Genomic DNA, 19,766 nt, shown 5'->3' with positions numbered 1-19,766 from the left:
AGCTAAGAATTGTGTAGCTTTGTTCAACTTTCAAAATTCATAATGAAATACAAAAGAATTTTACTAAAACTTTCTGGTGAAGCTTTAATGGGCACTCGTCAGTATGGTATAGACCCTGAGCGTTTAGCCGAATATGCCCAAGACATAAAAACTATAACAGATAAAGGTGTTCAAGTAGCCATAGTTATTGGTGGCGGTAACATTTTTAGAGGTGTTGCTGGCGCGAGTAATGGTATGGATCGTGTGCAAGGCGACCATATGGGTATGCTCGCGACTGTTATTAACGGTTTAGCTTTACAAAGTGCATTAGAAGATGCTGATATCCCAACAAGATTGCAAACTGCAATAAAAATAAATGAAGTTGCAGAACCTTTTATTAGACGCAAGGCTTTACGTCATTTAGAAAAAGGTCGTGTTGTAATTTTTGGTGGTGGTACAGGTAACCCATACTTTACTACGGATTCAGCTGCCGTACTAAGAGCCATAGAAATGGAAGCAGATGTAATTTTAAAAGGAACTCGTGTAGATGGAATTTACAATGCAGATCCTGAAAAAGATACAAGTGCAATCAAATTTGATGAAATATCATTTGATGACGTACTTAGGAAAGGACTAAAGGTTATGGACACAACAGCCTTTACGTTAAGTCAAGAAAACAACTTACCAATTATTGTTTTTGATATGAATAAAAAAGGTAATTTATTAAAAGTCGTTTCTGGTGAAAATATTGGTACAGTAGTTAATTTATAAATTTGGCTTAAATTTTGATAATGCTCAATTAAAATTATAATACTATGAACGAAGAGATTGAATTTATTATAGACACAGCTAAGGAGGCAATGGATGCCGCAATTAAGCATTTAGAAAAACAGTTGGTTAATATCAGAGCTGGGAAAGCAACACCGTCTATGTTAGGTAGCGTAATGGTGGATTACTATGGTGCACAAACACCTCTTAACCAAGTGGCAAATGTAAATACACCAGACGGTAGAACTATCTCTGTACAACCATGGGAAAAGAGTATGCTTCAAGAAATTGAACGCGGTATTATGGTTGCCAATTTAGGTTTTAATCCAATGAATAATGGCGAAACAATAATCATAAACGTTCCACCATTAACTGAAGAGCGAAGAAAAGAATTGGCTAAGCAAGCAAAATCAGAGGCAGAAGATGCAAAAATTGGTGTTAGGAATGCCAGAAAAGATGCAATGCATGATATCAAAAAAGCAGATGCATCTGAAGACCTTCAAGGAAATGCTGAGATTGATATACAAGAATTAACAGATACTTACGTTAAAAAGATAGATAGTATTCTAGATGTCAAAGAAAATGAAATTATGACGGTTTAGAATTCTTGAAAAACATTAAAAACATCCCAACAAAACGGGATGTTTTTTTTAACAATAATACCTCTTTATGTCGAAGCATCTCTTTGTTGTTATTTTTTTACTTGTTGCAACAAATTGTTTTGCTCAAAAACCAAATGAATTAGAAAAGGATTCAGCCCGAGTTAAGCAAGACTCCATAAGAAAAATCGAATTTATCAGAAAGCTGGGCAATGGTTATCTTCCTTTTAAATATTTCAATCTAGATTTAAGATACCTTATTAAATTTAATCAATATGAAGGATTTAGGACAGGTCTAGGCGGAATAACCAATAATAAATTTTCTGAAAAATATCGTCTGAATGGTTATGCAGTATATGGATTTAAAGACAAACGTTACAAATATAGTGTAGGTGGAGGATTTAGAATTAATGAGAAGTCTAATACTTGGATTAATTTGTCATACACTGATGATCTTCAAGAAACCGGAAGTTCTTCATTTTTAACTGACAAACGCTTTTTTACTTTTTTTGAGCCTAGACTTCTTAACATCGACTTATTTCATAGACATATAACAAAATCCATTTCAGTTGAGCATAAGATATCTAAGCATTTACTGACTGAAACGCAGTTGGCAACAAGCAAAATCAACCCAACTTATAATTATAATTTTGTGCTGGATAATGAAAGTTTCAACAACTTCGATGTTAGTACTGCCAAGATTAGCTTGCAATGGAGCCCATTTAGCATTTATAGATACGAAAAAGATTATATAGTTGAAGAAAAGGATGGTTATCCTAAATTTACGTTACAATTTACTCAAGGATTTAAATCGGTATTTGGAAGTGATTTTAATTTTTCAAAATTAGATTTTAGAACTATTTATCATCTTCAACATAAAAATGAGTCATTAACCACTCTTGGTTTGGTAGCAGGTATTGCTGATGGTGAAACGCCACTAACTCATCTATACCATTCTTACCCAAACAACATCAGAAAAGAAACAATTTTACAGCGTTTTTCTGTCGCGGGTTTGAACAGTTTTGAAACCATGTATTTTAATGAGTTCTTTAGTGATAAGTTTAGTACGTTGCAATTCAAACATTTCTTCAAACCTTTTAAAATTACTGAATGGTTTAAACCTCAATTAGTATTAATTTCTAGACATGCTGTTGGCACAATGAATAGTATTGATAGACACCAAGGCATTGACTTTAATACCTTAGAAAAGTTATACTCAGAATCTGGTTTTGAAATCAATAAGTTGTTCTTTGGATTTGGATTGAGTTTTGCTTATCGATATGGAGGCTATCACCTTCCAAATTTCGAAGATAATATTGCCTTTAAGTTTACCTTTAATATTTCTCTGTAGCATATATTATATTCCTGTTAATTAAATGGCTAATCCTTAGGTTTTTTCTACCTTTGCCGCTCATTTTGAAATGAATTTTGTTATTGATTTAATTCAGCAACAATTCAATTAAAAAAGATTATCAATAAACAACATCTTAAAGAATAAACTCTTTAAGGACTTAAGTGCATGTTTAAACTATTTACTACAGGATTTTGGGAGGCTGTTGCAAGGTTAATTCTTCGTAACAAAATCTTCATTTTAATAGTCATAGTCCTAGCTACTGTTTTTTTTAGTTTACAGTGGAAACACATGCGTTTTACTTACACTGAAGCGAATTTACTTCCGGATGAACATGAAGTTAATTTAGTATACAACAATTTTTTAGAGGTCTTTGGCGAAGAGGGTAATCTTATTGTTCTTGGCGTAAAAGATTCAAGCCTTTTTACAGTACAACAATTTAATGCATGGAATAAACTTGCAGATTCATTTAAAGAATTTGACGAAGTTGAAACAGTTCTTTCCATAAAAGACTTACAAAAACTTGTAAAAAATACTAAAAAAGAGCAGTTTGAATTAGAACCTTTCATACAAGATTCTATTAGCAGTATTGACCAACTGAATGATTTGCAAAAAGAGCTTTTTAAAAAGTATCCGTTCTATGATAATTTTTTATTCAATGCAGATTCAAAAACTATAAGAACTGCCATATATCTTAAAAAAGATATTGTAAATACTGCGGCTAGGAAGGATTTCATAATTGAAGACTTAGAAACCATAGTTAATTCCTTTGAACAAAAAACAGGGTTGGATGTTAGGGTTTCAGGAATGCCGTATATAAGAACATTAAACTCACAAAATATTGTTGATGAGATTGGCCTTTTTATCAGTGCAGCGTTACTAGTAACCTCCTTAATTTTCTTTCTGTTTTTTAGATCCTTTAGAGCTACTTTTATTTCTTTAATAGTGGTATGTATTGGAGTAATGTGGACCTTTGGGATACTCGGTCTATTAAAATATGAAATCACAGTCCTAACAGCATTAATACCTCCTTTAATCATCGTTATAGGTATACCTAATTGTATTTTTCTAATTAATAAATACCAGCACGAAGTAAAATCTCACGGTAATAAGGTAAAATCACTTCAGCGCGTCATAACAAAAATTGGTAATGCCACTTTAATGACTAATGTTACAACCGCATCTGGTTTTGCAACATTCATACTTACCCAAAGTAAATTATTGAAGGAGTTTGGTATTGTAGCCTCATTAAGTATTCTAGCAATTTTCATTTTATGCTTATTAATTATACCTATTATATATACGTTTTTACCATATCCTAAAGCAAGACATTTAGAGCATTTAAATAAACGTTGGATTGGTGGTTTTGTTGATTGGATGGAGCGGATGGTGAAACACAAAAAAATCACAATTTACGTAACAGGTTTAGTGCTGATTATAGTTAGTATGATTGGGATTAACAAAATCACCATTTCAGGCAGTCTAATTGAGGATATGCCTAAGAATAAACAATTCTTTAAGGATATTAGGTTCTTTGAGAACGAGTTTAACGGTATAATGCCGCTTGAGATTATGGTTGACACCAAGCGCAAAAAGGGTGTAATGAAATTAGGTACCTTAAAGCGTATAAATGAGGTTGAAGAGTTGATTTTTGAAACTCCAGAGTTATCCAAGCCAATTTCAGTTGTAAGCTTAGTGAAATACAGTAAGCAAGCTTATTATAACGGTAATCCTAAGTACTATCAATTACCGACAAGCCAAGAGAATAGTTTTATACTATCCTATGCGAAAAACTCTAATTCGGAGGTAGATTTATTGAAAAACTTTGTCGATAGTACTGGCCAATATGCACGTGTTACAACTTTCATGAAAGATATCGGTACCGATAAAATGGAGCGTATTCAAGAGAATCTTCAAAATAAAATAGACAAAGTATTTCCAAAGGAGCGCTATGATGTGACACTAACAGGAAAGGCATTAGTTTTTCAAAAGGGAACAAAGTATCTGGTAAGGAACCTTGTCATTTCATTGAGCTTGGCCATATTCTTAATATCATTATTTATGGCTTATATGTTCCGTTCATTTAGAATGATCATAGTATCCTTAATCCCAAATCTATTACCATTACTGGTAACTGCAGGTTTAATGGGCTATCTAGGCGTACCGATAAAGCCATCTACCATTCTAGTATTTAGTATTGCTTTTGGTATTTCTGTTGATGACACCATACATTTCTTGGCAAAATACAGACAGGAATTGCAAGCTAATCACTGGAAAATTAGAAAATCCGTTTATGCTGCCTTAAGAGAAACTGGTGTAAGCATGTTCTATACATCTATCGTTCTATTCTTTGGGTTCTCTGTATTTACCATTTCTAGTTTTGGTGGTACTGTAGCCTTAGGTGCATTGGTGTCTGCAACCTTATTATTTGCGATGCTTTCAAATCTGTTATTATTACCTTCATTATTATTATCGCTGGAACGTAATATTGCAAACAAAGAGGTACTAAGGGAACCAGCAATTAACATTATTCCAGAGGAAGATGATGACGAGGATGAAATTGAAAATAAAGAAGAAAATATATCTTAGCATTTAAAAATTTAAATAGAGATGATGACTAAAACTGTAGCAGAATTACTTTCACAAGAGGTGACCTTGCAAGATGTTACCGTAAAAGGATGGGTTAGAACATTTAGAGCAAATCGATTTATTGCTTTAAACGATGGTTCTACCTTAAATAATATCCAGTGTGTAGTAGATTTCGAAAATTTTGATGAGGCAACATTAAAACGTGTTACAACTGGTGCTGCAATTCATGTATCTGGTGAATTGGTTGAGAGTCAAGGAAAAGGACAAAAAGTTGAAATCCAAGTAAAAAAACTTGAGATTTTAGGTGACTCAGATCCTGAAACATACCCTATTCAACCAAAGAAACATTCGTTTGAGTTTTTAAGAGAAAATGCACATTTACGCACACGTACAAACACATTTAGTGCTGTAATGCGTTTGCGTTCGTCATTATCATTTGCAATCCATAAATACTTTACTGAAAATGGATTTTACAATATGCATACACCAATTGTAACTGGAAGTGATGCAGAAGGCGCAGGAGAAATGTTTAGAGTTAGCACTTTAGATGCTAAGAACCCACCACTTAATGAAAATGGTGAAGTAAACTATACAGAAGACTTCTTTGGAAAAGAAACCAATCTCACTGTTTCTGGGCAATTAGAAGCAGAAACCTATGCCATGTCCTTAGGTAAAGTTTATACATTTGGCCCAACTTTCAGAGCAGAAAACTCTAATACTTCACGTCATTTGGCTGAGTTTTGGATGATAGAACCAGAAGTCGCTTTTATGGATTTAGCTGGTAATATGGATTTGGCGGAAGACTTCTTAAAATCTGTTTTAAACTATGTTTTAGAACATAATTTAGAAGACTTAACGTTTCTAGAGAAAAGACTTTTAGATGAAGAGAAAACCAAACCTCAAGCCGAAAGAAGCGAAATGAGTTTAATTGAGAAAATGAGGTTTGTTGTAGACAATAACTTTAAGCGAGTTAGCTATACCGAAGCAATAGAAATTCTGAGAAACTCTAAGCCTAACAAAAAGAAAAAATTCAAATATATCATTGATGAATGGGGAGCAGATTTACAGTCTGAGCATGAACGATTCCTAGTAGAAAAACACTTTAAATGTCCAGTAATTTTGTTTGATTATCCAGCAAATATTAAAGCTTTTTATATGCGTTTAAATGAAGATGGGAAAACTGTAAGAGCTATGGATATACTTTTCCCTGGTATTGGTGAAATGGTTGGAGGATCTCAACGTGAAGAAAGATTAGATGTTTTAGTTGAAAAAATGAAAGCACTGGATATACCTGAGGAAGAATTATGGTGGTATTTAGATTTACGTAAGTATGGAACTGCTGTACATTCTGGTTTTGGACTTGGCTTTGAAAGATTGGTTATGTTTGCCACTGGTATGAATAATATTAGAGATGTAATACCATACCCAAGAACACCTCAAAACGCAGAATTTTAAAGAAAAGAGAAACCTGTTAAGAATTAATCACCTGACAGGTTTTTTTTATTATTTTTAATACATAAGAGAAATCATTAAATGGCCCTAAAACAGTATTTACAATTTAAACTTTCACAAAAGCTATCACCTCAGCAAATTCAATTGATGAAGCTGATTCAATTGCCTACGCAAGCTTTTGAACAACGCTTAAAACAGGAGCTTGAAGAAAATCCAGCACTTGACACTGGCAAAGAAAGTGACAATACTGAAGATTCTTTTGATGAATTTGACAATAGTGGTGAAGAATTTAACGACAATGACTCAATTGATGCAGATGATATTAATGTAGATGAATATTTAAGTGATGACGAAATTCCGGATTATAGAACACAAGCAAATAATTACAGTGTTGATGATGATGAAAAGAGCATACCTTATGCCGCTGGCACATCATTTACACAGCATTTAATCAACCAATTAAATACATTCAGGCTATCGGATCAACAAGAAGAAATAGCGCAATTTTTAGTTGGTAGTGTTGACGAAAGTGGGTATATAAGACGATCACTTTCAGATATAACGGATGATTTGGCATTTACTCAAAATATTTATACCAACGAGGAGGAAGTTGAAGAAGTATTGAAGATTGTACAACAGTTGGATCCTGCTGGTGTTGGGGCTAGAGATCTTCAGGAATGTTTAAGCATTCAATTACATAGAAAAGAACAAAATCCAGATGTAGAGTTAGCTTCAAAAATAATAGATAAGGCCTTTGAACAATTCACTAAAAAACATTACAAGAAATTAATGCAAAAATTTAGCATTAATGAAGACCAATTAAAAGATGCAATTGAGGAAGTTGAGCGATTAAACCCTAAACCAGGAGGCTCATATGCTGGAAATAATAAGATAATTGAGCATATAGTCCCGGACTTCGCAATTAAAATAGTTGAAGGTGAATTAGAATTGACATTAAATGGACGGAATGCACCAGAACTCCACGTTTCTAGAGAATACAATAATATGTTAAAGGGTTATAAAGATTCAAAGGAAAAATCAAAAGCACAAAAGGATGCAGTAATGTTCATTAAGCAAAAACTGGATGCTGCCAAGTGGTTTATTGAAGCTGTTAGACAAAGGCAACAAACTCTTTTTGTCACAATGAGTGCTATTATGAATTATCAGAAAGAATATTTCTTAACTGGTGACGAAAGAAAACTTCGCCCAATGATATTAAAAGATATTGCGGATGAAATTGACATGGATGTGTCAACCATATCAAGGGTGGCAAACAGTAAGTATGTCGATACTCCATATGGAACTAAATTAATTAAGGAATTTTTCTCAGAGTCCATGACTAACGACCAAGGTGAAGAAGTTTCAACCCGAGAAATCAAAAAGATATTAGAGACTGTAATTGAAGAAGAAAACAAAAAGAAACCACTTACAGACGAAGCACTATCCAAAATCTTGAAAGAAAAAGGATATCCTATTGCTAGACGTACAGTTGCGAAATACAGAGAGCAATTAGATATTCCTGTAGCGAGACTTAGAAAAAAGATTTAAAAATGAGAGATTCTATTTTAAAAAGCATCTCATTTATTTTCCATCCACTAATAATGCCATTATTAGGTGTTCTGTTTTACTTTTCTAAAACACCTAGGTTTATACCCGAGCCTGTAATGAAGGCGAAAATATTCTCCGTTGTTATACTAACAATTATACTTCCGATTCTGCTTTTTTTCTTACTTAAAACTATTAATAAAGTAGACACCATATACCTTAAGACCACCAAGGAAAGGATTTTGCCTTTATTAATCAACTCGGTAATTATTACGTTAATTCTATTGCGCGTTATGACGCCAAATGAAATAGAGGAATTGTTTTACTTCTTTCTTGGAATCTTAATTTCAAACCTACTGTGTCTTTTCTTGGCACTCTATGGTATTAAAGCAAGTATTCATATGATTGCGGCCACTGGGTTTTTTATGTTTGCCGTAGGAATTGGAATCCATTTTAAAATCAACATTAACGGAACAATTGCCTTAATGATGATAATTTTAGGCGCAATTGCAACATCGAGACTTCATTTAAATGCACATACAAATCAAGAATTAATTACAGGTACTTTTACGGGTCTGTTACCTCAATTAATATTATTTAACTTCTGGTTATAAAATATAAAATATCAAACCAAGCCTTATAACATTCATATCTATGGTTTCATTATTCAATTTTGAGTCATCATTGAATATTGAATTCAAACCATAATAAGCATGGAAATTCCATGTTCCATAACCAGCGCTTAATGTTAACCCATATTGAAATTTATTAAACGAATCAATATTAGAAAGCTGAACGTCACCAGCTTCAGATTTTAGTTTTGTGGAGTTATATACCATGTAACCAAGCTTAAAACCGGTGTAAATTCGCCAAAAATTATAATCTGAAGCTGTTGAAGTCCTCCATCTTATTTCTAAAGGTACTTCAACAAGATAGGTAGAGAATTTATTCTTAGAAACATTGATTTCGTCTTCATTAAGTATGCTGAAGATTATTTCCTCGTTCTCTTCAATTATTGATAAATTTTGATTGTAAGAATTTGAAGAAAAACCAATACCTAAACCAATTGCAAAATCTCTGTCCTCATTAATTGGCATATCTCTAATAAAACCAATATGAAATCCAGTTGAAAAACCACTTTGTGCTAAACCGTCTGGTTTAGAATTAAGCAAATTATACGTTACCGAAGCATAAAATTGATCTTCTCGATAATTCTTGTACAAATCGGTTTTGTCATTGCTTTGAGCAATCCCAATCTGACTAATAACTATAATAAATAGCAATGGAAAATACTTCATAAGGTTAAATCTACAAAAACTTTAATTGCTACATAAAAAAACGTCCTGATTACTCAGGACGTTTCTATAACTAAGATTAAGAATCTTTATTGTTGTGCTTTTGCGTTAGCTATATACATAACTTTCAATGTATTTGCTTTACGCAATTCTTGCTTAATATCTGAGACAAGACCAGCATGTGTATCTTTATCTACCTTAAGCCCTACTACAATTTTACTTTTAAGTTCTTCATTCATATCTGCCTGAGCCTGTAACACAGATGCTTGTACATCTTCTACACTGATAAAGGCATCATTAAACTGAATTCTTGGTTCTTCACCAAACTGTTTATATTGACTGCTTGGCTTACCTGCATAGATAAAAGTAGTTCTATCCTTTTTCAATTTTTCTACTTGATCTGCGCTTGGTAACCTATTCTCAATCATTAAAGAACTATCTCTCATTACTGTTGCTACCATGAAAAAGAAAAGCAACATAAATACAATATCAGGCAAGGATGCCGTTGAAATTGCTGGCAATTCACTTTTTCCTCCTTTTTTAAACTTTGACATATCTGTTACTTTTAATTTTTATCTGGTTCTGCTTCAGACAACTTAAGTGGGTAAAGCTTCTTAATGGTTTCTATGCGCTCATTAAGTTCTTCATCCTTCTTAAACTGATTTTTTTCCTTCTCTGCTAACATTGCTGCATACACTTTATCCTCATTTGGATAATATCTTTTGTACAACCTTGTTGCCTCTCTTTCTCTTAAGAAATTATAAGCCGCAACAAGTTCATTCTGAACATCAATGTATTTCTCGTATGAAGTTTCTCTATCATGCTTCATTGAAATAATTGCCTTGTCTGGGTGATCTGATGAACTTGGAGATCTTTTTCCCTGACAATAGTCACAACTTGCTCCTTCAGCATTTGTACCACCACCATTATCCAAGAACTCTATTGCTGCTTGTCTAAGATCTTTAAGCTCCATTTGCTCATCCTCAACAAGAAGTTGATTTCTACGGTTGATAAGAACCGTAAATAAGTTCTTCTGCTTTATAATTGGTGGCTCTACTTCAGAGTCATCAATTGGTGGCAAACTTCTTAATAGACCTTTGTCCTTTTCAATTGTTGTTGTTACTAAGAAAAAGATAAGTAATAAGAAGGCAATGTCAGCCATTGATCCTGCGTTTACTTCGGGTGCTGCTCTTTTTGCCATATTCTATTATTTACTAATTACTTTTTTAACTCCTGAGAAAATCATTGTTAATGCAGCAACAATAATTAATATATAAAATGCTGTGAGGCCTGCACCAACCATTTGTGATTGACTTTCTGTAGCAAAACCATCCTGCAATTTATATTGCATTGGATCACCACCAGACATCACGTATGATATAATTAATACTGCGGCAAAAGCTCCAAAACCAATTAAGGTATTTTTAAGACCAGATGTGTTAGTGAATAAATTTTTGATAACAAAAATTATTACAAAAGCCAACACAAGTCCTAGAATTATATAAGCCACAAATGCCATAGGATCTACTATTGCAGTATCTCCATTCAGTGCTGCTGCCTTTATCTCGTCGTCACCCTTAGATATTATTCTCGCCAAGAAAATAATACCAGCAACGCCAAGTAAGCCAGCTACTATTTTTAATATTTTGTGTAAATTCATAATTAAAGTGGTCTTTTATTTTTTGTGTCTTACTAATAAATCCATCAATGTGATAGATGCATCCTCCATGTCATTAACAATACTATCAATTTTTGCAATGATGTAGTTGTAGAAAATTTGAAGTATAATCGCAACAATAAGACCAAATACTGTTGTTAAAAGTGCTACTTTAATACCACCTGCTACTAATGATGGTTGCATGTCACCTGCAGCTTCAATTTTATCAAAGGCCTGAATCATACCAATTACCGTACCCATGAAACCAAGCATTGGTGCTAATGCTATAAATAAAGAAATCCAAGATACATTCTTTTCTAACTGACCCATCTGAACTCCACCATAAGCTACAACAGCTTTTTCAGCAGCGTCGATATCCTCGTCAGCTCTATCTAATCCTTGATAGAAAATAGATGCAACAGGTCCTTTTGTATTTCTACAAACTTCTTTAGCCGCTTCAATACCTCCTGATGCTAAGGCATCTTCTACGTTTTGAGTTAATTTCTTTGTGTTTGTTGTTGAAAGGTTTAAAAAGATAATTCTCTCAATAGCAATTGCTAATCCAAGAATTAAACATAATAGTACAATACCCATAAAGCCAGGGCCACCTTCAATAAAACGCTTTTTTAATTCTTGATGGAAACTCAAATCTTCACCGGACGCATCTGCATCATCTTGAGTTATTGTTGTTACAGTTGCTGTTGTTGATGCATATGTTGTTGCATTTACATTAACAGTTCCGATAGCCATTAAACATGTTATGGCAAGGATAGAAAATAATCTTTTCATTGTTCTTAATCTTAATTTAATTAGTTAAAGTGTTAAAGATAAAAAAAATAATGTAATCAAAGCTTAAAATATAAGCAGAGAGGAAGGGATTCGAACCCTCGATACCCTTTTGAGGTATACACACTTTCCAGGCGTGCGCCTTCGACCACTCGGCCACCTCTCTGTAAATTTTAAATTAAAATTACAGAACGCCAAATAACGAAAAAAACTTTAAACACTAAAATTTGAGGCGTTAATTTTAAGTCAGTTCACCTCTCAGTGGTTTCTCAAAATAATATTGGAATTCTTCTACTTTAATATTATATCCTATGAGATACATTAATTTGGCGACTGCAGCTTCAGTTGTAATATCCTTTCCAGATATTACACCAATAGATTTTAGTTGTGAGCTCGTTTCGTATTGCCCCATTATTACGCTACCACCTGAGCATTGTGTTACATTAATAATATACAATCCTCTATTGATAGCGTTTTTAAGTTGATTAATAAACCACTTTTCTGTTGTAGCATTACCAGATCCATAGGTTTCAATTATTAATCCTCTTAAATTTTTAGCGCTCAACACAGTTTCAACAAATGGCTCTGATATCCCAGGAAATAATTTTAATACTCCAATATTTGTATCTAACTCTGTTCTAACAATAAGATCATCTTTAAATTCTTCCTTTCTCAAGAACTCATGATTAATCTTTAAATGTACACCTGACTCGGCCAATGTTGGATAATTTGGTGAATCAAAAGCTTCAAAATGTTCTGCGTTGATTTTAGTGGTTCTGTTTCCTCTGTAGAGTTTATATTCAAAATATAAACATACTTCTCTTATTATTGGCTTACCATCATCGTGCAGTGACGCAAGTTGTATAGAGGTGATTAGATTTTCTTTCGCGTCTGTGCGCAAATCGCCAATTGGTAATTGTGACCCAGTAAATATCACTGGCTTTTCTAAATTCTCGAGCATAAAACTTAAAACCGATGCGGAGTAGCTCATGGTATCACTTCCATGCAAAACCACAAAACCGTCAAAACTGGTGTAATTGGTTTCAATTATCCTGGCAATTGCTTCCCAATACAAAGGACTCATATTAGAGGAGTCTATGGGATTATCAAAAGAAACACTTTCAATATTACAATCTAGCAATCTTAATTCTGGGATTTTTATCAGCAAACTATCAAAATCAAATGCCTTTAAAGTACCAGTATGAGAATCCTTTACCATACCAATTGTACCACCAGTGTAAATAAGAAGAATATTTTGCTTTTTCATAATTATACTCCAAAAACGGTTTTAGAATTCTCAGTAGTTATTGATGCAATATCTTGGATATTCATTTTATAAAGTTCGGACAATTTTTCTAGAACCTTAATTATATATGAACTTTCATTACGTTTACCTCTATATGGTTTTGGTGCTAAATAGGGTGCATCCGTTTCTAAAACAATATGTTTTAAATCAATCTGATTTATGAACTGATCTATTTTCCCATTCTTAAAGGTTACTACACCACCTATACCCAATTTCATATTATATGAAATGGCTTTATGTGCTTGCTCAATTGTACCAGTAAAACAATGAAAAATACCAAACAAATCATCTGATTTTTCTTGCTCTAATACATTAAATATTTCATCAAACGACTCGCGACAATGGATTACAATTGGAAGTTTATGCATCTTTGCTAATTTAATTTGATGTCTAAAGGCTTCAATCTGAATATCCAAAGTAGATTTATCCCAATACAAATCAATACCAATTTCACCTACAGCATAAAACTTTCGTTTTGATAACATCTCCTCAACATGTGCAAGTTCTTCTTTAAAATTCTCCTTAACATGTGTTGGATGCAATCCCATCATTAGAAATATATGATTTGGAAAATCCTTCTCTAATTGTAGCATAGATTTGGTGTAAGTAGAATCTATAGCCGGAATAAAAAATCGCTCAATATTTTTATCAATCGCACGTTTAATCATTTCAGACCTGTCCTCATCAAATGATTCACTATATAAATGGGTATGCGTGTCTGTTATTATCATGTTGCAAAAGTAATTGTTTAGTATATTATATTTACACAAATTCAAAAAATGGAAACGTTACGCGACTTTCTTTTAGCTAAAGGGTATTCAAAAATTAAATTAAAATTCACCAAAACAAATCATTTTGAAATTAAGGCTTCTATAAATGGTATTAAAGGACGTTTTATTTTAGACACTGGTGCCTCAAGTAGTTGCGTTGGTTTTGAAGCCATAGATCGTTTTAATTTAAAGGTCAAAGATTCTGAAATTAAGGCTGTTGGTGCTGGAGCATCTGATATGGCAACGAAAATTTCTAAATCAAACAACCTAAAAATTGGAAAGTGGGAAAAAAACAGGGTTGCTTTAATTCTGTTTAATTTGTCTCATGTAAACAAAGGACTCATAAATCACAATGCTGAGCCTGTGGATGGTATTATTGGTGCAGATGTTTTAAAAAAAGGGAAAGCAATTATTGATTACGAAAAAAAATATCTGTATTTAAAAATGAAAGAAATTTCTTGAATGAAAGAATCTTAGTATCTTCACATTTCAGGTATTCTAAAATAGAGCAATGAAACCAACCATCATTATTGCTGATGATCATCCTTTGGTATTGAAAGGTCTTCAAGACTTTTTAACCGAAAAGAATTACAACCTATTGGCCACTGCCAAAAATGGCAAAATTGCATTGTCTTTAATAAAAGCACATTCTCCAGATATTGCGATTTTAGATATTAAGATGCCCTTTTTGACAGGTTTAGAAATTGCTGAAAAATGTAAAGAGGCTAAAATTAAAACTAAAATTGTTCTTATTACTCTTGAAAAAGAAGAGAGTATTTATCTTGAGGCAAAGAGGCTTGGTGTTTTTGGTTATGTTCTAAAAGAGTTTGCCTTAGAAGAAATTGAAAATTGTATTTCCTCAGTTGTTAAAGATAAGCCCTACTTCAGCCCAGAATTAATATCATATATTGAAATTGACAATACTTCTTCTCTCTTAAATAGTTTAACAAATACTGAGTTAAAAATCTTAAAGATTATTGCAAAAAATAAAACTGCAAGGGAAATTGCAGAGGAATTACACTGCTCACCAAGGACCGTGGAGAAACATAAAAGCCACATTATAAGAAAATTAAATATTGATAGATCGCCTAATAGTCTTCTAATTTGGGCTAAAGAAAACCAAAATCATTTATCTTAAAAATACGTAAGGTTACGTATAGTTTTGTATTAATTTATTTACAATCTTTACAGTGTTATTAATTAAGGGTTAATAACGAGCTATTAATTAGTTCTTAGGGGATTATTTGAGCCTTGAACATTTTGTTCGAGGCTCTTTTTTTATGATATAACTAAATATACGTAAGGTTACGTATTGTGTTGTATTACATTATTTTACACCTTTACATTGCTATTAATCGTAAGCCTCAGATTAAATTCTGAAAAGCTCTGGTTTTTGCTAATCCAGAGCTTTCTTTAAAACATATTTTTATCATGAATACCATTAAAGAGAATACTACAAAAAAGGACAAGATCATTATTGCATTATTAATCATATGTTCCGTCTTTGTGGTATCAGCCAATGTGGCAGTTAATTTTTTTAGTTAATTTTAGTTAGTTGTTCTTTTAAGTTAGTAATTACAAGAACAAAAAAAGCGCAACCTCTCCAGTTGCGCTTTTTTCTTTATAAATAATTTTAAATCTAAATTACATTTCGAGTGCTTTCTTAGGATTATTGTCCATTAATAATTCTACAGGATTCTCTAAAGCCTCTTTAACAGCTACCAAGAAACCAACCGATTCCTTGCCATCAATTATCCTATGATCGTAAGATAAAGCCACAAACATTATTGGTCTAATTTCAACTTTTCCATTAACGGCAACTGGTCTTTCTACAATATTATGCATACCCAAAATACCACTCTGAGGAGGGTTAATAATTGGAGTGGACAACATACTACCAAATACACCACCATTTGATATGGTAAATGTACCACCCGTCATCTCATCTACTGTTATTTGACCATCTCTAGCTCTTATTGCCAATCTTTTAACTTCTGACTCAACACCTTTAAAAGTCAACTCTTCAGCATTTCTAATTACCGGTACCATTAATCCTTTTGGTCCTGAAACAGCAATACTTATATCGCAAAAATCATAGGTAATCATTTCCTTGCCATCAATCATTGAGTTTACGGCAGGATACATTTTTAATGCTCTAACAACTGCCAGAGTAAAGAAACTCATAAAGCCTAGACTTACGCCATGCTTTGCTTTAAAATCTTCTTTGTATTCCTTTCTAAGTTCAAAAATTGGGGACATGTCAACCTCATTGAAAGTAGTTAACATGGCTGTTGTATTTTTAGCCTCAACCAATCGTTCAGCAACCTTACGTCTTAACATTGACATTTTGCTTCGAGAGCTTCCTCTATTACCACCATTAGCAGAACCCATAGAAGGTACGGCCTTAACAGCATCATCTTTAGTAATACGGCCATCTCTTCCGGTTCCTTTTACCGAAGTTGCCTCAATTCCTTTTTCGTCAAGTATCTTTTTGGCTGCAGGACTTGGTGTACCAGTAGCATAAGTTTTAGCCTCAGTAGATTTTACCTCTTCTTTTACAGGTGCAGACTCCACTTTTTTCTCAACTTTAGTGTCGGAAGATTGGCCTTCTGGTTTAGCAGCACTCGTATCGATTAAACAAACAACCTGACCTACTGCTACTGCATCGCCTTCTTCAGCCTTAAGTGAAATTGTACCACTGGCCTCAGCTGGAAGTTCTAATGTAGCTTTATCACTATCTACCTCTGCAATGGCTTGATCCTTCTCAACATAATCACCATCTTCTACTAACCACTCTGCTATTTCTACTTCAGTTATTGATTCGCCTGGTGAAGGCACTTTCATTTCTAAAATCATGGACTTATTTTATTAAAGCTTTAATTTGAGTTGTATTTAATATTCTTTACTGATTGTTTTTAGATTTATCAAAAACAAAATTTATTACTTCTTGGTGTCTCAGTTTAGAGCGTACAGAACTACCTGCTGCAGGTGCACTATAAGCCCTCCTACTTGCTACTCTAAATTGTTTTGCCTCATCAAAATGCATTAAAATATGTGAATAAGCACCCATATTTCTAGGTTCTTCCTGTGCCCAAACCATATCATCTGCATTCTTATATTTCTTTATCACCATTCTCATGGCTTCTGCTGGCAAAGGAAATAATTGCTCCACTCGCACTAAAGCAACATCTTTTCTTTTCAGATTATCTCTTTCCTCTAACAAGTCGTAATAGAATTTACCGGTAACAAATACTACCGACTTTACATCATTTACCTTTACCGAATCATCATCAATCAACATTTGAAAACTACCATTTGAAAAATCTTCGACTGTTGATACCGCTTTTGGATGACGCAATAAACTCTTCGGTGTAAATACGATTAACGGCTTTCTGTAGTTAGCCTTCATCTGTCTTCTCAACAAATGAAACATATTTGCAGGTGTTGTACAATCTGCCACAAACATATTGTCCCTTGCACATAATTGTAGGTAACGTTCCATACGCCCAGAAGAGTGCTCAGCACCTTGGCCTTCATAACCGTGTGGTAGTAACATTACCAAACCGTTTTGAGTTTTCCATTTATCTTCACCAGAAGATATGTATTGGTCAATCATTATTTGAGCACCATTACTAAAATCTCCAAATTGTGCTTCCCAAATTGTTAGTGTATTTGGACTTGCCATGGCATAACCATAATCAAAACCAACAACACCGTATTCTGACAACAATGAATTGAAAATATTGAATTGACCCTGATTCTCTGAAACATTCTTTAATAGAATTATTTCTTCTTCACTATCCTCTACTTTAACTACTGCATGTCTATGTGAAAAAGTACCTCGCTCAACATCCTGTCCCGAAATCCTTACATTAAATCCTTCGTTTAACAGCGAACCATAGGCTAAATGTTCTGCCATGGCCCAATCTAAACGATCTTCATTAAACATAGTTTGACGTGACTCAACTAACCTCTGAATTTTTCTTATAAACTTTTTATCTGACGGAAGGTTAGAAATAACATTAGTAATGTCACTTAATACAGTTTTTGGCACTGCTGTATCAATAGTTTCCATCATGGTGTTTTCCCTAACTCTAGTGAATCCTTTCCATTCTTCCTGCATAAATGCAGTTATCTCAGTTTTGTCTTCTTTACGAGAGTCTACTAATTTTTCTTCAAGCTGTTCTTTATACTTAGCTTCAATATACTTAACATAACCCTCATCTATAACATCTTCATCTATCAATCGTTGCGCATAGATATCTCTTGGATTTCTGTGTTTAGCAATCGCTTTATATAAAAGCGGTTGTGTAAATTTAGGTTCATCACCTTCATTATGACCATATTTTCTGTATCCGAGAAGATCAATAAAAACGTCTCGTTTAAATCGCATTCTAAAATGAAGTGCAAAAAGTGCAGCATGTACCACTGCTTCCGCATCGTCTGCATTAACATGCATCACAGGAGATAGGGTAACTTTACCAACGTCTGTACAATAAGTACTTGAACGACCATCTAGATAATTGGTAGTAAACCCTATTTGATTATTTACAACAATATGGATAGTACCATTGGTTTTATAACCATCTAATTTGGCCATTTGAACCACCTCATAAACCAAGCCTTGTCCAGCAATTGCTGCATCACCATGTACAACAATAGGGAGTACCTGTGAAGCATCTTCAATTTCTTCCTTATCTTGTTTTGCTCGAGCAATTCCTTGCACAACTGCACCAACAGTTTCTAAGTGTGAAGGATTGGGAGCAATACTTATATTTATTTTTTTGTTGTTATAGGTTTCTCTATTACTGGTCCAACCCAAATGATATTTTACATCTCCATCGAATAATTCCTCTTGATAGTCCTTACCATCAAATTCGCTAAAAATATCCTTTGCCGATTTACCAAAAATATTAGTCAATGTACTTAATCGTCCACGATGTGCCATGCCCATTACAAACTCCTTAACTCCTTCGTCAGCAGCTTTTTCAATAATGGCATCAACTGCTGGTATCAATGATTCGTTCCCTTCTAGTGAAAAACGTTTTTGACCAACGTATTTTGTATGAAGAAAAGATTCAAAAGCTACAGCCTGATTTAATTTTTTAAGAATATATTTCTTTTCGTCTGCTGTAAAATTGGCGTGGTTATCGTTAACGTTCAGCTTTTTTTGAATCCATTCAATCTCTTCAGGCTTTCTAATATACATATACTCTACACCTATTGAGTCACAATAAATACTTTCTAGGTGATCAATAATTACTTGCAATGTATTTGGCCCTATTCCTATAACTTCACCTGCTGAAAAAACAGTTTGCAAATCCTTTTGCTCTAGACCAAAATTCTCTATTTCTAAGGTCGGTGCATACTTACGTCTAGCACGCACAGGATTGGTTTTAGTAAATAAATGTCCTCTGCTTCTGTAACCGTCAATTAATTTTACAACTTGAAACTCTTTTTGTAATTGTTCGGGAATTTGGGTAGAAACACCTTCTACTATTTCACCCTCCATGCCATAATTTTCAGTCCCAAAATCATAACCCTGAAAAAAGGCTCGCCAGCTTGGTTCTAAAGAATCAGGATTTTTAAGATATTGGTCGTATAAATCAGCAAAATATGCCGTATGTGCTGCGTTGAGAAAGGAATATTTATCCATTACTTTTTATCAA

General features: G+C 33.4%; 18 protein-coding genes and 1 tRNA gene. 9 read left to right on the top strand and 10 right to left on the bottom strand.

All coding sequences use genetic code 11. From position 1 onward, the window contains the following. The first annotated feature begins 42 nt into the window (after positions 1-42). From pyrH to LBV24_RS05480, 7 genes are all read left to right on the top strand, one after another. Positions 43-750 (top strand): UMP kinase, encoded by a 708-nt coding sequence (pyrH, locus tag LBV24_RS05510; RefSeq protein ID WP_224477587.1) that lies wholly within the window; start codon positions 43-45, stop codon positions 748-750. A gap of 44 nt (positions 751-794) precedes the next feature. Then, positions 795-1,349 (top strand): ribosome recycling factor, encoded by a 555-nt coding sequence (gene frr, locus LBV24_RS05505; protein ID WP_224477586.1) that lies wholly within the window; start codon positions 795-797, stop codon positions 1,347-1,349. A gap of 67 nt (positions 1,350-1,416) precedes the next feature. Then, positions 1,417-2,697: a DUF5686 family protein gene (locus LBV24_RS05500; protein ID WP_224477585.1), complete on the top strand. Its 1,281-nt coding sequence runs from the start codon at positions 1,417-1,419 to the stop codon at positions 2,695-2,697. Positions 2,698-2,865: 168 nt separating this feature from the next. Next, positions 2,866-5,286, top strand: a complete 2,421-nt coding sequence (locus tag LBV24_RS05495) for an efflux RND transporter permease subunit (RefSeq protein ID WP_224477584.1) — start codon at positions 2,866-2,868, stop codon at positions 5,284-5,286. A 21-nt stretch (positions 5,287-5,307) separates the two neighbouring features. After that, complete coding sequence (asnS, locus tag LBV24_RS05490) at positions 5,308-6,741, top strand: asparagine--tRNA ligase (protein ID WP_224477583.1); 1,434 nt, start codon at positions 5,308-5,310, stop codon at positions 6,739-6,741. 78 nt (positions 6,742-6,819) lie between these two features. Continuing rightward, complete coding sequence (gene rpoN / locus LBV24_RS05485) at positions 6,820-8,286, top strand: RNA polymerase factor sigma-54 (protein WP_224477582.1); 1,467 nt, start codon at positions 6,820-6,822, stop codon at positions 8,284-8,286. A 2-nt stretch (positions 8,287-8,288) separates the two neighbouring features. Further along, positions 8,289-8,897, top strand: a complete 609-nt coding sequence (locus LBV24_RS05480) for a hypothetical protein (RefSeq protein ID WP_224477581.1) — start codon at positions 8,289-8,291, stop codon at positions 8,895-8,897. On the opposite strand, the gene LBV24_RS05475 is transcribed toward LBV24_RS05480, so the two are convergent. The 8 genes from LBV24_RS05475 to LBV24_RS05440 all read right to left on the bottom strand — a co-directional run bounded on the left by LBV24_RS05475 (position 8,892) and on the right by LBV24_RS05440 (position 14,058). Then, positions 8,892-9,581 (bottom strand): porin family protein, encoded by a 690-nt coding sequence (locus tag LBV24_RS05475; protein WP_224477580.1) that lies wholly within the window; start codon positions 9,579-9,581, stop codon positions 8,892-8,894. The two genes, LBV24_RS05480 and LBV24_RS05475, sit on opposite strands and share 6 nt — an antisense overlap. Before the next feature lie 86 nt (positions 9,582-9,667). Continuing rightward, positions 9,668-10,132 carry an ExbD/TolR family protein gene (locus tag LBV24_RS05470; RefSeq protein ID WP_224477579.1) on the bottom strand — a complete coding sequence of 155 codons (465 nt, stop codon included), beginning with the start codon at positions 10,130-10,132 and terminating at the stop codon, positions 9,668-9,670. A gap of 11 nt (positions 10,133-10,143) precedes the next feature. Next, positions 10,144-10,779, bottom strand: coding sequence for an ExbD/TolR family protein (locus tag LBV24_RS05465; protein WP_224477578.1), 636 nt, complete (start codon positions 10,777-10,779; stop codon positions 10,144-10,146). A gap of 6 nt (positions 10,780-10,785) precedes the next feature. Next, positions 10,786-11,238 carry a hypothetical protein gene (locus tag LBV24_RS05460; protein ID WP_224477577.1) on the bottom strand — a complete coding sequence of 151 codons (453 nt, stop codon included), beginning with the start codon at positions 11,236-11,238 and terminating at the stop codon, positions 10,786-10,788. Between the two features lie 15 nt (positions 11,239-11,253). Next, on the bottom strand, positions 11,254-12,024 hold the full coding sequence (locus tag LBV24_RS05455; protein ID WP_224477576.1) for a MotA/TolQ/ExbB proton channel family protein: 771 nt from the start codon (positions 12,022-12,024) through the stop codon (positions 11,254-11,256). Between the two features lie 75 nt (positions 12,025-12,099). Then, positions 12,100-12,187: transfer RNA gene (locus LBV24_RS05450), tRNA-Ser, on the bottom strand. A gap of 75 nt (positions 12,188-12,262) precedes the next feature. Further along, positions 12,263-13,291 (bottom strand): asparaginase, encoded by a 1,029-nt coding sequence (locus LBV24_RS05445; protein ID WP_394371116.1) that lies wholly within the window; start codon positions 13,289-13,291, stop codon positions 12,263-12,265. Next, positions 13,291-14,058: a TatD family hydrolase gene (locus tag LBV24_RS05440; protein ID WP_224477574.1), complete on the bottom strand. Its 768-nt coding sequence runs from the start codon at positions 14,056-14,058 to the stop codon at positions 13,291-13,293. Before LBV24_RS05440 ends, LBV24_RS05445 begins: the two co-directional genes overlap by 1 nt. Positions 14,059-14,106: 48 nt before the next feature. Between LBV24_RS05440 and LBV24_RS05435 the strand changes: the two genes are divergently transcribed. Then, positions 14,107-14,559, top strand: coding sequence for a retropepsin-like aspartic protease family protein (locus LBV24_RS05435; protein WP_224477573.1), 453 nt, complete (start codon positions 14,107-14,109; stop codon positions 14,557-14,559). A gap of 49 nt (positions 14,560-14,608) precedes the next feature. Beyond that, on the top strand, positions 14,609-15,235 hold the full coding sequence (locus LBV24_RS05430) for a response regulator (RefSeq protein WP_224477572.1): 627 nt from the start codon (positions 14,609-14,611) through the stop codon (positions 15,233-15,235). Positions 15,236-15,741: 506 nt separating this feature from the next. Here the strand turns inward: LBV24_RS05430 and odhB are convergent. Beyond that, positions 15,742-16,953, bottom strand: coding sequence for a 2-oxoglutarate dehydrogenase complex dihydrolipoyllysine-residue succinyltransferase (gene odhB / locus LBV24_RS05425; RefSeq protein ID WP_224477571.1), 1,212 nt, complete (start codon positions 16,951-16,953; stop codon positions 15,742-15,744). 46 nt (positions 16,954-16,999) lie between these two features. Next, positions 17,000-19,753: a 2-oxoglutarate dehydrogenase E1 component gene (locus LBV24_RS05420; protein WP_224477570.1), complete on the bottom strand. Its 2,754-nt coding sequence runs from the start codon at positions 19,751-19,753 to the stop codon at positions 17,000-17,002. Between the last annotated feature and the right edge of the window lie 13 nt (positions 19,754-19,766).

It is taken from the genome of Winogradskyella vincentii (assembly GCF_020166345.1).
GTDB lineage: Bacteria > Bacteroidota > Bacteroidia > Flavobacteriales > Flavobacteriaceae > Winogradskyella > Winogradskyella vincentii.
This window is presented reverse-complemented; position numbering and strand designations above follow the sequence as displayed.

What these genes read in the sequence shown, in the direction of transcription:
- pyrH (WP_224477587.1), top strand. Translation starts at nt 43, where the DNA reads ATGAAATACAAAAGAATTTTACTAAAACTTTCTGGTGAAGCTTTAATG.
- frr (WP_224477586.1), top strand. Translation starts at nt 795, where the DNA reads ATGAACGAAGAGATTGAATTTATTATAGACACAGCTAAGGAGGCAATG.
- LBV24_RS05500 (WP_224477585.1), top strand. Translation starts at nt 1,417, where the DNA reads ATGTCGAAGCATCTCTTTGTTGTTATTTTTTTACTTGTTGCAACAAAT.
- LBV24_RS05495 (WP_224477584.1), top strand. Translation starts at nt 2,866, where the DNA reads ATGTTTAAACTATTTACTACAGGATTTTGGGAGGCTGTTGCAAGGTTA.
- asnS (WP_224477583.1), top strand. Translation starts at nt 5,308, where the DNA reads ATGATGACTAAAACTGTAGCAGAATTACTTTCACAAGAGGTGACCTTG.
- rpoN (WP_224477582.1), top strand. Translation starts at nt 6,820, where the DNA reads ATGGCCCTAAAACAGTATTTACAATTTAAACTTTCACAAAAGCTATCA.
- LBV24_RS05480 (WP_224477581.1), top strand. Translation starts at nt 8,289, where the DNA reads ATGAGAGATTCTATTTTAAAAAGCATCTCATTTATTTTCCATCCACTA.
- LBV24_RS05475 (WP_224477580.1), bottom strand. Translation starts at nt 9,581, where the DNA reads ATGAAGTATTTTCCATTGCTATTTATTATAGTTATTAGTCAGATTGGG.
- LBV24_RS05470 (WP_224477579.1), bottom strand. Translation starts at nt 10,132, where the DNA reads ATGTCAAAGTTTAAAAAAGGAGGAAAAAGTGAATTGCCAGCAATTTCA.
- LBV24_RS05465 (WP_224477578.1), bottom strand. Translation starts at nt 10,779, where the DNA reads ATGGCAAAAAGAGCAGCACCCGAAGTAAACGCAGGATCAATGGCTGAC.
- LBV24_RS05460 (WP_224477577.1), bottom strand. Translation starts at nt 11,238, where the DNA reads ATGAATTTACACAAAATATTAAAAATAGTAGCTGGCTTACTTGGCGTT.
- LBV24_RS05455 (WP_224477576.1), bottom strand. Translation starts at nt 12,024, where the DNA reads ATGAAAAGATTATTTTCTATCCTTGCCATAACATGTTTAATGGCTATC.
- LBV24_RS05440 (WP_224477574.1), bottom strand. Translation starts at nt 14,058, where the DNA reads ATGATAATAACAGACACGCATACCCATTTATATAGTGAATCATTTGAT.
- LBV24_RS05435 (WP_224477573.1), top strand. Translation starts at nt 14,107, where the DNA reads ATGGAAACGTTACGCGACTTTCTTTTAGCTAAAGGGTATTCAAAAATT.
- LBV24_RS05430 (WP_224477572.1), top strand. Translation starts at nt 14,609, where the DNA reads ATGAAACCAACCATCATTATTGCTGATGATCATCCTTTGGTATTGAAA.
- odhB (WP_224477571.1), bottom strand. Translation starts at nt 16,953, where the DNA reads ATGATTTTAGAAATGAAAGTGCCTTCACCAGGCGAATCAATAACTGAA.
- LBV24_RS05420 (WP_224477570.1), bottom strand. Translation starts at nt 19,753, where the DNA reads ATGGATAAATATTCCTTTCTCAACGCAGCACATACGGCATATTTTGCT.